This is a genomic window from Pedobacter sp. BS3 (genome assembly GCF_008274585.1).
In the GTDB taxonomy this organism is placed as follows: domain Bacteria; phylum Bacteroidota; class Bacteroidia; order Sphingobacteriales; family Sphingobacteriaceae; genus Hufsiella_A.
Map to the genome: position 1 here is coordinate 1 of NZ_VTRT01000011.1, position 16,481 is coordinate 16,481.

Annotated in this window: 10 protein-coding genes; 9 read left to right on the top strand and 1 reads right to left on the bottom strand. The window is 42.8% G+C overall.

Going from position 1 to position 16,481, the window contains the following annotated elements; all coding sequences use genetic code 11:
* Positions 1-415: 415 nt before the first annotated feature.
* From FW774_RS19375 to FW774_RS19385, 3 genes are read left to right on the top strand one after another with little or no spacing between them, the layout of a single operon-like run.
* Positions 416-1,978, top strand: coding sequence for a sodium:solute symporter (locus FW774_RS19375; RefSeq protein ID WP_149350055.1), 1,563 nt, complete (start codon positions 416-418; stop codon positions 1,976-1,978).
* A gap of 27 nt (positions 1,979-2,005) precedes the next feature.
* A complete protein-coding gene (locus tag FW774_RS19380; protein WP_149350057.1) occupies positions 2,006-2,944 on the top strand; it encodes a dihydrodipicolinate synthase family protein in 939 nt (312 codons plus the stop codon).
* A gap of 1 nt (position 2,945) precedes the next feature.
* Positions 2,946-4,340 carry a DUF3748 domain-containing protein gene (locus tag FW774_RS19385; RefSeq protein ID WP_242457888.1) on the top strand — a complete coding sequence of 465 codons (1,395 nt, stop codon included), beginning with the start codon at positions 2,946-2,948 and terminating at the stop codon, positions 4,338-4,340.
* 402 nt (positions 4,341-4,742) lie between these two features.
* On the opposite strand, the gene FW774_RS19390 is transcribed toward FW774_RS19385, so the two are convergent.
* Entirely contained in the window at positions 4,743-5,606 is an 864-nt protein-coding gene (locus tag FW774_RS19390) for an AraC family transcriptional regulator (RefSeq protein ID WP_149350058.1), read from the bottom strand.
* 292 nt (positions 5,607-5,898) lie between these two features.
* Between FW774_RS19390 and FW774_RS19395 the strand changes: the two genes are divergently transcribed.
* The 6 genes from FW774_RS19395 to FW774_RS19420 all read left to right on the top strand — a co-directional run bounded on the left by FW774_RS19395 (position 5,899) and on the right by FW774_RS19420 (position 16,468).
* Positions 5,899-7,515 carry an L-fucose/L-arabinose isomerase family protein gene (locus FW774_RS19395; protein ID WP_149350060.1) on the top strand — a complete coding sequence of 539 codons (1,617 nt, stop codon included), beginning with the start codon at positions 5,899-5,901 and terminating at the stop codon, positions 7,513-7,515.
* A 105-nt stretch (positions 7,516-7,620) separates the two neighbouring features.
* Positions 7,621-9,252: a ribulokinase gene (locus FW774_RS19400; RefSeq protein WP_149350062.1), complete on the top strand. Its 1,632-nt coding sequence runs from the start codon at positions 7,621-7,623 to the stop codon at positions 9,250-9,252.
* A gap of 45 nt (positions 9,253-9,297) precedes the next feature.
* Positions 9,298-9,837 (top strand): sigma-70 family RNA polymerase sigma factor, encoded by a 540-nt coding sequence (locus FW774_RS19405; RefSeq protein ID WP_149350064.1) that lies wholly within the window; start codon positions 9,298-9,300, stop codon positions 9,835-9,837.
* 41 nt (positions 9,838-9,878) lie between these two features.
* On the top strand, positions 9,879-11,018 hold the full coding sequence (locus tag FW774_RS19410) for a FecR family protein (RefSeq protein WP_149350066.1): 1,140 nt from the start codon (positions 9,879-9,881) through the stop codon (positions 11,016-11,018).
* 602 nt (positions 11,019-11,620) lie between these two features.
* Positions 11,621-12,754, top strand: a complete 1,134-nt coding sequence (locus FW774_RS19415; RefSeq protein WP_149350068.1) for an ATP-binding protein — start codon at positions 11,621-11,623, stop codon at positions 12,752-12,754.
* 291 nt (positions 12,755-13,045) lie between these two features.
* Entirely contained in the window at positions 13,046-16,468 is a 3,423-nt protein-coding gene (locus FW774_RS19420; RefSeq protein ID WP_149350070.1) for a SusC/RagA family TonB-linked outer membrane protein, read from the top strand.
* The last annotated feature ends 13 nt before the right edge of the window (positions 16,469-16,481 follow it).

The window sequence follows — 16,481 nt, forward strand, 5'->3', positions numbered from 1 at the left end:
TAGTATTATATTTGAAAACAGATGTAGGATTTAATGGCAGTAGGTTTGACCATTTACACAAAATTCTTCACAGGCTCTCTTGTTTCTCTCTTTCGGTCTTCCTGACTTTCTTGTCTCTTGATTCTATGTTCTTGTTTCTCTCTTCCGGTCTGACTTTCCCGACTTTCGGACTACTATCAGCCATGAACTATGAACCATCAGCCGCCTTCAACCTTCTGGCCTTCCACCTGTATAATCGTAGTTGAACTATAATATGATAATATCCTACAAAATATAGCGAAAATATTATAGTAAATACGTATGTTTTCAGAATAGCTTTGTTACTGTTTTAATAGCAGACTTTGAAATAAAGCAGGCGATGTTCAAAACAAGTGTTTTCCGGACTTGCCTGTTCTTAACCAATTTTAAACGATAGATGAAAAATCTTCCTGTACTTGACCTTTGTGTTATTGCACTTTACCTGATAGCCATGATAGTTGTCGGAATCTATTTCTCACGTAAGAATAAGAGTTCCGAACAATTTACCAAAGCATCCGGAAAAATACCCGGCTGGGCCATTGGTTTATCTATATATGCTACATTTTTAAGTAGCAATACATTCCTCGGAGTTCCCGGTAAGGCATTTGGAGGTAACTGGAACGCCTTTGTGTTCAGTATATCCATGCCTCTTGCTGCCTGGGTAGCATCCAAATATTTTGTACCATTTTATCGTACCATTGGCGGAGTATCCGCTTATACACATTTAGAGCACCGGTTTGGCGCCTGGGCACGTACCTACGCCGTTGTGTGCTTTTTATTAACACAGCTTGCCCGTATGGGCTCCATATTCTTTGGTATAGCCCTGAGCTTACAGGCGCTTACCGGATACAGCATGAGTGTTATCATGATTGTAATGGGCGTCTGTATTATTTTTTACACTGTATTGGGCGGTATTGAGGCCGTTATCTGGACGGAGGTAGTGCAGGCTATTGTCAAGACAGTTGGAGCCTTGCTTATTCTTTTCCTGATTATTAAGGATATGCCCGGAGGCGTCTCCGATATTATAAAAATTGGTGTGACAGACCAGAAATTCAGTTTAGGAAGCCTGTCGCCCAATTTCACCGAATCCACATTCTGGGTAGTGCTTTTTTATGGCTTCTTTATTAACCTGAACAACTTTGGTATGGACCAGAATTATGTACAGCGTTATCATACCGCCACATCCGAAAAAGAAGCAACCAAATCAGTTTGGTTGTGTGTGTGGCTGTATGTTCCGGCATCGCTGTTATTTTTCATAATCGGCACCTGCCTGTACGCTTATTACCAGGTGCACCCGGAATTCTTGACCAGCATTAAGCAGCAGGTAGCTATAGAGCGACTACCGCATGGGGCTTCTTCACAGGAAATATCACAGCTGGCATCTTCTCTAAAACCCGCCGATTATGGTGATAAGGTAATGCCGCAGTTTATGGTGACTAATATACCGGCGGGCCTGGTTGGATTGATTATTTCAGCTATTCTTTCGGCAGCCATGAGTACCATCAGCTCCGGTATGAATGCATCGGCAACGGTGTTCTCTGTCGATATTTTCAAGCGCTACATTAAACCTGATATCACCGAAAAACAAAATATGAATTTATTATATGTGGCTACGGTTGTGTTTGGTCTGCTCGGTATGGGAACCGGTATCGCGATGATTGGAGTCAAAAGCCTGCTTGATATCTGGTGGGAGCTTTCCGGGATTTTTGCCGGGGGAATGTTGGGCCTATTCCTGTTGGGCATGATAAGCCGCCGGGCAGGAAATCATGAAGCGCTGACAGCTACACTTATCGGTATACTGGTTATCCTCTGGATGACCTTCTCTAACCTGATACCGGAGCAATACAGCTTTTTACGTAACCCATTGCACAGTAATATGATTATTGTGATTGGTACGCTTACCATTTTCCTGGTGGGATTATTCATGACGTCAGTCCGCAAACAGCCGGTAACGCGATAAGAAATTAACAAGAAAAGAAATAAAATAATGAAGAACAAGCAAAAGGGATTTATTCCCGTTATGTTAACGCCGTTTAAAGACAATGGCGCTGTAGATTATGATGGATTATCGCGAATAACCGAACTGAATATAGAAGCAGGGGCCGCCGGGTTGTTTGCCAACTGCCTTTCCAGCGAAATGTTTGAGCTTACGCCACAGGAACGTATTGACAGTGTAAAGCATATTGTTAACATCGCAGACGGAGCAGTGCCTATAGTCGCTACCGGGACATTTGCCGGTACTGTAGCGCAACAGGCTGATTTTATAAAGCGTATATACGATACCGGTATTGAGGCCGCCATAGTAATTACGGGACTAATGGCCGAAGAAACCGAGCCGGATGAAATTTTCGATAACAATGTTTTCAAGCTGATAGCGCTTACGCCAGATATTCCCTTAGGATTTTACGAGTGTCCCGAGCCGTATAAACGATTAATTTCACCAGCACAATTAAAGCGGTTTGTTGAAACCGGCCGGGTAATTTATCATAAAGATACCTGCCTGGATATAAACCTGATAAAGGAAAAAATCGAGGCTACTAAAGATTATGAACAATTCGGTTTGTACGATGCTTACATGGTACACGCCGTTGAATCGCTTAAAGCCGGTTCCGCGGGGCTGTCCTGTATCCAGGGTAATTTCTTCCCCGAACTGATTGTTTGGTTATGCAATAACTATGACCGTCCGGAGCTACAACAACAGGTTGTTAAAGTGCAGTCATTCATTACCCGTAACATGGAACCTATGCATGAAGTATATCCCATCGTTGCCAAATATTTTCTTCAAAAACGCGGACTTAATATCTCATCGTTTACACGCAGAGACGTTGGCCGGTTTACACCAGATGTTAAGCAACGCATTGATGTGCTGTACAATGAATATTACCAGCTTCGTGCCGAATTAAATCTCACTTTTGAAATAGCATAATATGTACAACCGCCTGCATATCGCTGTATTTTACGTTATCTTACCAGGATATTTGTTTATTATGCAGGCTTGTTCTGTCAATCAATCCGGTAACATGTCTTTTCGCGAAAAACAACTTACACACGATAAAAAAGGTCATTGTCTGCATATTTCACAAAGCTTTTCGCCGGATAACGAATGGCTGGTGTACGATACCCGTAATAATGATACGCTGATACGGAGCACCGGAAGCATTGAGATAGTAAATGTAAAAACCGGGGAGATAAAAGAGGTTTATAAAACCTCTAATCAGACGGAATATGGGCCAGGTGTGGGAGCTGTAACATTTTCGCCGGTTGCCGATACCGTCTTGTTTATTCACGGTATTCGCAATGCCGATAGCCGTAATCCGTACAGCTTTACCCGTCGTACCGGCGTTGCGGTAGATATTCATCATCCGTATCAACCCGTGTTTATGGATGCCCGCGATATTACCGTACCGTTTACTCCGGGCGCTTTACGCGGAGGTACGCATGCCCATTCATGGAGCGCTGACGGGCAATGGATTAGCTTTACCTACAACGATTATGTGATAGAGCAACTGGCAAAAACCGATACCTCGGTGCAGGATTTGCGGGCAGTAGGCGTGATGGTTCCGGGACATCCGGTTACGGTGGAATCGGACAATGCAGGCGAAAATAACAGCGGTAAAATGTTTGCCGTTGCGGTAACCCAGGTTACCGAACATCCACAGCCCGGCAGCGATGAAATTGACCGGGCATTTGATGAGGGCTGGATTGGTAACGGTTATCAAAAGACCGATGGCAGCTGGCAGAAACGGGCTATTGCTTTTCAGGGAAATGTGCGTGACAAGAATGGAAAAACCAAAACCGAAGTATTTGTCGTTGACCTGCCCGATAATCTTACCGTGGCTCGTCCGGGATTGCCATTAGAAGGTACAGCAAGCAGCCGTCCAAATGTACCGGCCGGAGTAGTGCAACGCCGGATTACATTTACAGCACATGGAATAGAAGGGCCGCGGCATTGGCTGCGCAGTACCAGCGATGGTAAACAAATTGCTTTCCTGGCTAAAGATGCAAAGGGCATTGTACAAATTTATGGGGTTTCGCCGAACGGCGGAGCTATTACACAATTAACATTCAATGAATTTTCGGTTGCAGGACCGTTTAATTTCAGTCCCGATAACCGCTATATTGCTTATCCTGCTGATAACAGCATTTTTATAACCGATTTAAAAACATCCCGCTCAGAACGGGTAACACCAAAATCAACCGATGATGAAAAACCGGTAGGCGGTGTAGTTTGGTCGCATGACGGCAAAACACTGGCTTATAACCGTTATGTAAAATCAGGAAATGAGCAGTTTTTGCAGATTTTTGTGAGTAAGCGGTTGTAATTAAAAAGTACCTGCTTTCTGTTAGCGCTCGTTTGCAACGAGTGCTATATTCTGTTGTGATTGTATCACAAACAATCATGATTTTTGGCGTTATAAACGCCGTGCAATGAGGCGCTCGTTGCAAACGAGCGCTATCCGATATGAAAATAGTAATGTGCCGTAGGCACAATCGCTTTGTAAAAAATGTATGTAAATATACTTGCCCTGTAGGGGCAATCCATTGATTGGTCTCACAATGTAGCAAATGATTAACCAAAAGATATAACCCAGTAAGGTGTGTACCTGCGGCACGCTTCTCATACGTTTGTGCTGTTATAAAGCGGCTGCTCCTACGGAGCAAGAGTCACTCGATTATATCCTTATTTTTCGTACCTCGCTTAACTCTTAACTTTCAACCTGACATCAATACGTCAGATACTTCTTTTTATATTCTAACGGAGTCATGCCTTTAACTTTCTTAAAATGACGGTAAAAGTTAGAAACGTTATTAAATCCGCACTCAAAACAAATAACCTCGGTAGGTAATTTATCTTCTACCAGGTAGCGGCAGGCATGGCTTATCCTGATTTCAATTAAAAAATCGTAATAGGTTTTCTTGGTAATCAGCTTAAAATAACGACAAAACGAAGTAACGCTCAAATTGCTCAATGCAGAAATCTCTTCCAGGGTAATTTCCCGCTTATAATTTGACAAGGTATGTGTATAAATTTTATTCAGCCTGACCGTGTCGTTCGACTGGGTAAAATTCGGCACCGAGGCAATATTTTTGTACTCTTCAGTCTCTGCAAGGGTTTTTAAGATAGAAAGCAGGATAATCAGCCGGTCAAGGTTGGTAGCATCAATAGCCGACACCATCAGTTCCGACAATTTTTTCCGTGCTTCGCCCTGTATAACCATGCCGCGAAGCGCTTTCTCAAAAAGCTTGGGCAGCAGGTAAGCCTCCGGCAAGCTCAGGATATCTTTACCCAGGCAATCGGGTAAAAAATGAATCACGATGGCCTCAACGCTCAGCTCATCATTTTGCTGAAAATACTCCTCGCGGCAACGCCAGGTATGCGGTAAATTTTGTCCGAGCAGGATAATATCGCCGGAAGAAAAATTGCTGATATTATCCCCGATGAAACGCACTCCCTCACCCCGCATCACATAATGTAATTCCAGTTCCGGATGGTAGTGCCAGATAGTGCCAAAGTTGGGCTGTATGTCATGCCGTATGCTGAACGAGTTCTGAAGTTTAACCGGTACTTTATGATATTGCGGCTTCATAGCGGCTTTTTACTAATTTAAGTTCTGGTTAGAAATTAAGTATTACAGGCTACAGCGCTTTAGCAATACAGCCGGTTCTCATCAATTGGTTTTGTTTTTTTAATTCTATTACTAAGGAAAGCAAAAAATACAATCTTTCAAAGTTTATGATAATATCCTACAAAAAAAGGATAAGAAACTGCATAAATCCGGAGATTGGTTAACGCATATTTGTATAGCTGCATGAGGGCAGCCACTAACCGGTTTATGAATTAAATTTTCAGTTTAACGTATTAATCATTCTTACGATATTATGAGTACAGGCAACAAAGAAATCTGGCTGGTTGCCAGCGGAGATTTACGATTAGCAGCCAACCAGGATTGCTGGCAGGCGCAATATGAAATGGAAGAGCTGTTAAAAGCGGCCCTTGAAAAGCAAGGTTATACCATCAGGCGGGCACATCCTTACGATGAAGTAAAGAAACACGGGTTTATCGATTCGCAAAAGATGGGGATGGAAGTTTTCCGAAATATTGACCCCAATGCGCCGCTGATTGTTGCAGAAAGCGTCTGGCAATATACACACCATGTGCTTGCCGGACTTACCACGCATCAGGGCCCGATTCTTACCGTTGCCAATTGGAGCGGTATGTGGCCGGGTTTGGTCGGCTTGTTAAACCTGAATGGTTCGCTAACCAAAGCAGGAGTAAATTACAGCACGCTGTGGAGTAAAGATTTCGGCGATGATTTCTTTACCCGGAACCTGAACGAGTGGCTGACTACCGGGAAAATTAAACATGACCTGCAGCATGTGAAAGATTATAAGCTGGTTAAGATTCCGGCAGCGGATGAGAAGACTGGGTTGGAATTTGCCGCTGAACTGAAAGGCAACAAAGCCATTATGGGTGTGTTCGATGAAGGCTGTATGGGCATGTTCAATGCCATTGTGCCCGACCATTTGTTGCATGCTACAGGCATTTTCAAGGAGCGTCTCAGCCAATCAACGTTATATGCCCGTATGCAGCAGGTAAGCGACGCGGATGCCCGCAAGGTATTAGATTGGCTGCTGCAAAAGGGAATGAGCTTTAACTGGGGCAGCGATGAAGCTACCGAGCTTACCGAAAAACAAACATTGGAACAATGTAAAATGTATATCGCTGCGCTCCGCATTGCCGATGAATTTGGCTGCAATACCATCGGTATACAATACCAGCAGGGCCTGAAAGACCTCACTGGCGCAAGCGATTTGGTAGAAGGATTGTTAAATAATACCGAACGTCCGCCGGTGTATAGCGAAGATGGCAGAGAATTGTATGCAGGCAAAGCGCTTCCGCATTTTAACGAGGTTGACGAATGCGCTGGTATTGATGCGTTGGTAACCTATCATCTGTGGAATAAATTAGGCTTACGCGGCGATAACACCCTGCATGATATTCGCTGGGGCGAACATTACCGGGGCGATGGTATTGATGATTTTGTTTGGGTGTTCCTGATTTCAGGAGCTGTACCCGCTTCGCATTTTGCAAATGGCTACCGCGATGCAGGCAGCGACAGGCAGCCACCAATGTATTTCAGGTTAGGCGGCGGTACATTAAAAGGTGTAAGCAAACCGGGACCGATTGTGTGGAGCCGCGTTTACATTATGGATGATAAGCTGCATTGCGATTTAGGTGTTGGCGAAGCTGTAAAGCTCCCCGAAGACGAATCGCAGCGTCGCTGGAAGGCAACCACGCCACAGTGGCCCATTATGCACGCCGTGCTTAAAGGCGTTTCCCGCGACCAGTTGATGGGGCGGCACAAAGCCAATCACATCCATGTAGTGTACACGGATAATGAGGCACAGGCACATCAGGCCTGCCGGATTAAGGCCGCTGCCCTGGCAGGATTAGGTATTGAAGTGCATTTCTGCGGAGATGTGGAACTGGATTAGTTGTTAGTTGGTTAGTGATTGGTTGGTTAGTGTGACATCTCACATCTAAAATCTCATATCTAAAATCTCATATCTAAAATCTCATATCTTAAAATCTAAAAGAGAATGCCCGCAAAATATGTTATTGGTATAGATTTCGGTACCGATTCGGTTAGAACCTTATTGGTGAATGCCCATACCGGGGAAGAAGCCGGATGTGCCGTTCATTATTATCCGCGATGGAAAGAAGGCAAATATTGTAATGCTGCTGTTTCACAATTCAGGCAGCATCCGCTGGATTACCTGGAAAGTATGGAAGCCTGTTTGCACGAGGTGCTGGCAGGCCTATCGCCGGAAGTGGTGAATAATATCACCGGTATTTCGGTAGATACTACGGGCTCATCGCCGGTAGCGGTTGATAAAAACGGGACACCACTGGCGCTTTTGCCTGAATTTTCGGAAAATCCCAATGCTATGTTTATTTTATGGAAAGACCATACGGCTAATGCCGAGGCCGAAGAGATAAACAAGCTATGTCGCCGGTGGCATACGGATTATACCCGTTACTCAGGCGGAGCCTATTCGTCGGAATGGTTCTGGTCCAAAATACTGCATACCCTGCGGGTGGATGAGCAGGTAAGGCAAAAAGCGTTTTCGTGGATGGAACATAGCGACTGGATGCCGGCTGTATTAACTGGTAATACCAATCCGCTTACCGCGAAACGTAATCGCTGCGCCGCGGGGCACAAGGCCATGTGGCACGAGGAATTTGACGGTTTACCCGAAGAAGCATTCTGGAAAACGCTCGACCCCTTGTTAACCGGTTTAAGAAGCCGTCTTTACCAGGATACTCATACGGCCGATGAAGCCGCGGGAACAATTTCTGCCGAATGGGCGCACCGGCTCGGTTTACCGGAGCACGTTAAAATCGGCGTAGGCGCTATCGACGCACACTTTGGAGCTGTGGGCGCTTGCATAGAACCTTATTCGCTGGTAAAAGTAATGGGAACCTCAACCTGCGACATGCTGATAGCGCCGGCAGAAAAGCATAAAAATCATTGTGTGAAGGGAATTTGCGGTCAGGTTGATGGCTCCATTCTTCCCGGAATGCTGGGTATGGAAGCCGGTCAGTCGGCCTTTGGCGATGTCTATTTCTGGTTTAAGGAGCTGTTAAGTTTTCCGCTAAAGCAGCTATTAAAAGATAAAATACCGGCCGAAACTCTTACAGCGGCGGCAGAAAATATACTGCCAGAATTGAATAAGCTGGCGGCAACGCTTCCGGTTACAGAAAAAGATGTGGTAGCCTTAGACTGGATTAACGGTCGCCGCACACCGGATGCAGACCTGACATTAACCGGTACCATTGCGGGTATCAGCTTAGGAACCGATGCCCCGCGAATTTTTAAGGCGCTGGTAGAAGCTACAGCCTTTGGCTCAAAGGCCATTGTTGAGCGTTTTAATGATGAGGGAGTCCCCGTCAAAAAGATAATCGCCTTGGGCGGCATCAGTAAGAAATCAGCCTTTGTGATGCAAACGCTGTCCAGCATTTTGAACCTGCCTATTGAAGTTATCCAAAGCGAGCAGGCTTGCGCATTAGGCGCCGCCATGTTCGCGGCAACGGCAAGCGGCGTATATCCGGATATTCAGCAGGCGCAAAAAGCCATGTCGGGAGGAATTGAAACCGTATATTCGCCCGAAAAGGATAAAGTAGCGGTTTACGAAAAATTGTACGAGCGCTATAAACAGCTACAACATTAAAATAATAGGTATTATATTTATGGTTTAACCCAGAATTCTGCTCTCATGAATATTCAATCCGACCAGCAGTTATTGCAACAGCTTAAAGCGGGTAGTTCCAGGGCTTATGATGCTATATTCCTGAAATACTATAAGCTGCTGTGTATTAATGCCTATTTTTATCTTCACGATGAACAGGAAGCCAAAGACCTGGTACAGGCTTTTTTCCTGGAATTGTGGGAAAAGAAAATTTATATGCGGTTGGAGGGCGATATTAAAGGATATTTATACCGTTCCATACAAAATAGATGTTTGAATTATTTGCGAAAGCAGGAAACCAATACCAAAAAGCAATCCGAGCTGGTCAGTGATTTAGAAACCGAGTATATATTTGAGGAAGAAGACTCGTTGGAAGCGGTTTATGCCATGCTGAACGGTGCGTTCAGCGAGTTGCCCAACCAGCGTAAAGAAGCATTAAAGCTGGTTTATTTCCAGGATAAAAAGTACCAGGAAGCTGCCGATATTATGGGTATCAGCATCAATTCGCTGAAAACACATTTAAAAATCGGATTAAAGAATCTACGCGAAATGCTGAATATCTTTTAAAAAAATTAACCTGAAATCCCCTCTTTATTGTATTACTACTAATGACATCCGATTACGAGCATATACGCCAGTTGTTTATGGAGAAGCTGGCCGGCACACTTAGTCCGGCAGATGAGCTCCGTTTACAGCAGTTACTGAATGCCGATGAGCGTAACCGGGCGTTGTGGCAATCGCTTGAAAAACAAAGTGCTAATATTGGTGCAGGCGATTTTCTCGATAAATTAGATACGGAGCATGATTTGTCAGCAATCAGGAAAACAATACAGCAGCGTTCTGTAAAGCGGATACGTCCCTGGGTAATTTCGGCGGCCGCTATGTTGCTGGTTGTGCTGGGAATCAGCAGCTGGTTTTTATTGGTAAGGAAAAATCAGCCGGAGAAGATATTGGCTAAAAATACGGTTAAAAGTAGTTCTGAGCACGTCCAGTTGTTACTGGAAAACGGCGAAGCCGTGACGCTGGATAAAACCACGAAACATCGTGTTTTAACGTTGGGAAATGTGAAGTTTCAGACTTCCGGCAATACTTTGCAGACCGTAAGCGGCAGTAATCCCGAACAGCTGACCACGCTTTCGGTTCCGGTAAAAGAAGATTTCCGGGTAACCTTGTCAGATGGTACGAAAGTGTGGCTGAACTCCATCTCAAAATTACGTTTCCCCGTACGCTTTACCGGGAAAACACGGGAAGTTTACCTGGAAGGGGAGGCCTATCTCGAAGTGGTCAAAGATGCCCAACATCCGTTTATTGTTCATACCGAACAATCGGATATCCGTGTTTTAGGAACAAAATTCAATGTGAATACCTACCAGGCAGGCAGTATGAAAACCTCGCTGGTGGAAGGTTCTGTTTTGCTGACAGCTAAAAACGGGAGTGCTACAAAGTTATCGCCGGGTTACCAATCGGTGTATACGAAAGATGGATTTAAAACAACATCTTTTGACGCGGATGAAGTGCTCTCGTGGATGGATGGAGTCTATTACTTTCAGCATGTGCAGCTAAAGGAGCTGGAACCGGTAATTAGCCGTTGGTTCGGGCTTAATGTTGCATTTGATAATCCGGCATTGGGTGATATACGCTTATCCGGAATGATAGAAAAACAGCAACTGACCGGTTTTTTAAAAGACCTGGAAACGTCAAGCGATATTCAGTATACCATTTCCGGCAATGTGCTTCATTTAAAGTAAAAGTTATTATGTTCTTATCCGGGACTTCTTCGGGACTTGTTCGAGGCAGCTTCGGGAGAGTTCCCCAAATTTCCGAACGTGTCCCGAAGCAATACACTAAGTATCCCGGAGAAAGTTGATTTTATAGGCGCTGACGCACATCAGAAATTTTTTCATTAGGAGTATCGCTCAATTTTTACTTGTTTCAAGTCATTTTGCAAGGCTGATAATCTTACACGTTCTTCGACAGCTCTTCGGGAAAAGTTTCGACTCCCTCATAACAGACCGGCTTAGTGTACTGAATTCGGGGTATTACATAGCTGAGCAAAGTAGCAAAAACTATGGCTGCGCCTTTTGATTTAAAGTTTCTGTTAAGACAATTATACTTTTACTGCAAAGGCTATCCGGATTAAAGGTCTGCTGAAGCTCAAATTATCAAGAATAGTTTTGACAAGAATACGTCATAACACCAAATTTGTACTTTCTAATTTTCTCCAATATGCTGATTTTTCGATTATAATCTAAAAATTAAGCCTAAAATTTTGATTGTAATCTAAAAATTACGCCTAAAATTTTGATTACAATTGGGGTTTACTTAGGTTTGAGTATTAGAATATGTAGCCATGATACATAGGAATTTACAGCAAAGCATTATAGATACGTGCTTTAAAAGTAAGGTTATCTTGCTTTTGGGGGCTCGCCAGGTAGGAAAAACAACCTTGTTAAAAGAGGTTATAGCCCAAATTGGTGTTCCGTCTGTATGGTTAAATGCCGATGAAGCCGATGTTTTACAAGCCTTTGAAACAGCAACCACCAGTACACAGCTTTTGCAACTGATTGGCACAAACAATAAGCTGGTTGTGATAGATGAAGCCCAACAAATTCCGGATATCGGCAGAAAGCTCAAGCTGATTTATGATACCCGGCCTGACATCCAGCTGATTGCTACCGGTTCGTCGTCTTTTGATTTGCAGGACAAAATGGCTGAGCCGCTCACAGGGCGAAAACGGACATTTTATCTATATCCGCTCAGTTACAGGGAAATTGCACAAAACCAATCTGTTTTAGAGGCAAGAAGACTGTTAGAAACACGCCTTATTTACGGTTCTTATCCCGATGTGGTAAACCATCCGGGTACTGAAAAAAGTGTATTGACCGAAATTGCAGCCAGTTATCTATACAAAGACATTTTAAAACTGGATTATATCCGCAAACCTGCCCATATAGAAAAATTATTACAGGCTCTGGCATTTCAGGTAGGAAGCGAGGTGAGTTACCACGAATTAGCGCAAACCATCGGGAATATTGACACGACAACCGTAGAAAAATACATTGATTTGCTGGAAAAAGCATTTGTCATATTCAAACTTCCGGCCTTGAGCCGAAATTTGCGTAATGAAATCAAAAAAGGGAAAAAATATTATTTTTATGATAACGGCATACGCAACGTGCTGATAAGCAATTTCTCGGGTGTTGATTTAAGGTACGACAAAGGCGCTTTGTGGGAAAATTTCCTGATTTCTGAACGGATAAAAAACAACCATTACAAAGGCCTGTATGTAAATTCTTATTTTTGGCGAACACAAGATAAGGCCGAAATTGATTACATTGAGGAAGCTAACGGCATTTTGAGTGCCTTTGAAATAAAGTGGAAAGCACAGAAAGTGCGTTTTGCCAATTCTTTTTTAGAAGCATATCCAAATCATAGAACAGCAGTAGTTAGCCGGTCTGATTTTGAGCCTTTTATAGGAATGTAAATTTCCGGCATTATCCGCTAAACCCCCTCTTTCCAAGTTTAGCGACCTTACACATTCTCCGACGCATCTTCGGGTAAGTTTTCAATACCCTCATAACAGACCGGCTTAGTGTACTGAATCTGGGATGTTACAAGTAATGAATGAGTGCTATTAGCTACTCAGCTATAATTTCTGCTTTCTGCTCAAATCTTATCTTTTCCACCTGCTCAACACATTTTAAATTAATTTAGATTCCCGTTCACCCGAATTACTATATACTGTGTAATTACAGTAACTAATTAATTTATATTCATGCAACAGATTTTACGAAAGTACCGGAAAGCTTCCTATGGAATATCGTTTTGCGTGTTACTTATGCTTCTGCTCTCTTCTAATGTGTATGCGCAGGAAAAAAATGAGCATAGGCTGATAACCGTTACAGGTAATAATATCACGCTGGCTAAAGCTTTTCAGCTCATTAAAAAAGAAACCGGGTTAACCGTTTTTTACAACAACTTGTTGTTAAACGACCAGGAAAGAATTACCGTGAACTTAAAAAAAGCATCGTTATCAGAGGTGCTTGACTTTTTACTTTCTGGTCGGAATATCAGTTATGAAATCCGGCGTGACCGGGTTATCGTTTTAACTAAGAAGGTTGTGACCGGTGCTTCTGTGAGCAACCCTTCAAAAAATGTGCTGGTGACAGGCAAAATTACTGATGAAAAAGGCGAACCGCTGGCAGGGGTAAGCATCAGGGTTAAAGGCAAAAATGTATCGGCCATATCTGATAGTAAAGGCACGTATAAGGTAACTGTCGTTAGTCCGGATGATATTCTGGTATTTGTATATATCGGGTTTGAAACGGTAGAGCGGAAAGTTGCCAATAGTGCACGGATAGATGTGGTTTTAAAACAAAAGATCACAGGTTTAGACCAGGTAGTAGTAATTGGCTACGGGGAGGTTAAAAGGAGCGATTTAACAGGGTCTGTAGGCGAGGTGAAAATGGCCGACCTGCAAAAGGCTCCTGTTCCTAATTTTGATCAGGCGCTTGCCGGGAGAATTGCGGGTGTGCAGGTGAGTTCAAATGAGGGTCAGCCTGGTTCCGGGGTTGATATAGTTATCAGAGGTGGAAATTCATTAACACAAAGCAATGCTCCGTTATATGTGATAGATGGTTTTCCGATGGAAGATTTTTCCAGCTCTTCCTTAAATCCTGAAGATATTGAGTCTATTTCCGTACTAAAAGATGCTTCTGCAACAGCTATATATGGTTCGCGTGGTGCTAACGGAGTTATTATTATAGAAACCAAGAAAGGAAAAATAGGCCCGCCACAGGTAGCCTATCATGGCTATTTTGGTATTCAGGAGGCTACCAAAAGAATGAATATGATGAATCCCTATGAGTTTGTTAAATATCAGTATGAGATGAACGCAGAAGAAACAAATAAACTTTATTTTCAAAAGCCGGGGATGACTTTAGATGATTATAAGGGGGCAGACAATATAGATTGGCAATCGCTTCTGTTCAGAAGAGCCGCAATGCAAAATCATAATCTTTCTATAAGAGGTGCCACCAATGCTACAAAATACTCTTTTTCTGGATCATTATCCGATCAGGATGGAATAATTATAAACTCGGGATTTAATCGGGCACAGGGTAGAATCACTGTTGAGCAGACCATTAGTAAAAAGCTAAAGGCTAATATCAATATTAATTATGCTAAAGATAAGAACTATGGCTCTTTAGCCTCCGAAATGAAGTCGAGTTCCAATTCTTACGCATCGTATTTAATGTATAGGATTTTGGGGTACAGACCTGTTGCTAATAATGTAGATATAATTGATAACCTGATAGACCCTGAAGATGAGGATGCTTTGTTTCTCATGAACCCCTTAATTTCCACAAAAAACGAAATTCGCCAGGAAACAAAGTCAGATTTGCTTATAAATTCGGGACTGAACTACAATATCACCAATGAGCTTACCCTTAATGTCAGGGGCGGGTATAATCAACGGTTTGCCAAAAGTCAGTCATTTAACAATTCACAAACTTATAAAGGGTTTACATCCAACTGGAATCCCAATGGAGCAAATGGAACTTATGGTGATATAGAACTAGGCATTTGGGTAAATGAGAATAGGCTTACCTACAAAAAGCGGCTGAATAAAGATCATTATATTGATGTTACAGCCGCCTTCACCATGCAGGGTGTTTCTTTAGAAAGCTTTGGATTTGAAATAGATAGAATTACAAATGAGGAATTAGGCATCAGGGCACTTGATTTTGGTATACCAAAGGATGTGCGATCTGTATTGTCTAAAAATACGTTGATGTCCTATTTAAGCAGGGTAAACTATAACCTAAAATCAAAGTATTTATTCACCGCGTCTTTGCGGGCAGATGGTTCTTCGAAGTTCTCGCCGGGAAACAGATGGGGCGTATTTCCATCCGGCGCATTTGCGTGGCAAATGGGAAAAGAGAATTTTCTGAAGAATTCCAGGATTATTAATAATGCAAAATTGCGTTTAAGCTATGGTATTACAGGAAATAACAGAATTAGTGATTTTGCCCGGTTCCAGACACTTGCTATAGGCGATTATTATTCCTTTGGCAATGAAACTCCTCTTTACGCGGCTGTAATAAACAGTATGGGAAATCAGAACCTCAAATGGGAAAAGACGGCGCAGTTAGATTTAGGGTACGATATATCGTTGCTGCGAAACAGGGTAAATCTTACCATAGATGCTTATGACAAAACAACCAGTGACTTACTGTTAAACGCTAATATGCCACTTGCCACAGGGTTTAATGCTGTTTATAAAAATGTAGGCAAGATTCGTAATACAGGTCTTGAGATTTCATTAAATACGGTAAACGTTCAAAAAAAGGACTTTTCATGGGAGTCATCATTTAATATAAGCTTTAACAAGAATAAAATTCTGAAGTTGTCTGATGGGCAGTCAAATATACTGTCATGGGTAAACTTTACGGGCGATTATAACGGCTCATTTTCATACATAGCTAAAGTGGGCGGTCCGGCAGCATCCCTGTATGGTTATGTATGGGATGGCAATTACCAGTATAGCGATTTTGATCTGATAGGAACATCGTACGTATTAAAAAAAGGTATCCCAACAAACGGCAATACAACCGTCCAGCCTGGCGATATTAAGTATGTTGATTTTAATAAGGATGGTGTTGTCAATGAAAAAGACATGGTTCAGATTGGCCGGGGATTGCCGATACATTATGGAGGTTTTACCAACAACTTTACTTACAGGGGATTTAGTTTAAACGTGTTTTTTCAATGGAGCTACGGAAATGACATTATAAATGCCAACAGGTTAGCTTTTGAAGGAAACATGGGCAACAGAATAAATCTTAACCAGTTTGCTTCTTATGAAAACAGGTGGACCCCCGATAATCCGACAAATGAGAATTTCCGGGTAGGAGGCTTCGGGCCAAAAGGTAGGTATTCAACAAAGATAATTGAGGATGGATCGTATTTAAGATTAAAGACGGTTCAGTTATCCTATGCTTTTCCTAAGAAATGGCGGGGGAAATTAAAATCATTAGAAGTATATGGTGCAGCACAGAATATATATACATGGACTAATTACTCAGGATATGATCCGGAAGTTTCTGTAAGGCAATCAACACTAACCCCTGGATTTGATTACTCCTCCTATCCAAGGAATCTGACCGTAACCGCAGGGGTAAAAGCAAATTTTTAACGATTAAAATCAT

What these genes read in the sequence shown, in the direction of transcription:
- FW774_RS19375 (WP_149350055.1), top strand. Translation starts at nt 416, where the DNA reads ATGAAAAATCTTCCTGTACTTGACCTTTGTGTTATTGCACTTTACCTG.
- FW774_RS19380 (WP_149350057.1), top strand. Translation starts at nt 2,006, where the DNA reads ATGAAGAACAAGCAAAAGGGATTTATTCCCGTTATGTTAACGCCGTTT.
- FW774_RS19385 (WP_242457888.1), top strand. Translation starts at nt 2,946, where the DNA reads ATGTACAACCGCCTGCATATCGCTGTATTTTACGTTATCTTACCAGGA.
- FW774_RS19390 (WP_149350058.1), bottom strand. Translation starts at nt 5,606, where the DNA reads ATGAAGCCGCAATATCATAAAGTACCGGTTAAACTTCAGAACTCGTTC.
- FW774_RS19395 (WP_149350060.1), top strand. Translation starts at nt 5,899, where the DNA reads ATGAGTACAGGCAACAAAGAAATCTGGCTGGTTGCCAGCGGAGATTTA.
- FW774_RS19400 (WP_149350062.1), top strand. Translation starts at nt 7,621, where the DNA reads ATGCCCGCAAAATATGTTATTGGTATAGATTTCGGTACCGATTCGGTT.
- FW774_RS19405 (WP_149350064.1), top strand. Translation starts at nt 9,298, where the DNA reads ATGAATATTCAATCCGACCAGCAGTTATTGCAACAGCTTAAAGCGGGT.
- FW774_RS19410 (WP_149350066.1), top strand. Translation starts at nt 9,879, where the DNA reads ATGACATCCGATTACGAGCATATACGCCAGTTGTTTATGGAGAAGCTG.
- FW774_RS19415 (WP_149350068.1), top strand. Translation starts at nt 11,621, where the DNA reads ATGATACATAGGAATTTACAGCAAAGCATTATAGATACGTGCTTTAAA.
- FW774_RS19420 (WP_149350070.1), top strand. Translation starts at nt 13,046, where the DNA reads ATGCAACAGATTTTACGAAAGTACCGGAAAGCTTCCTATGGAATATCG.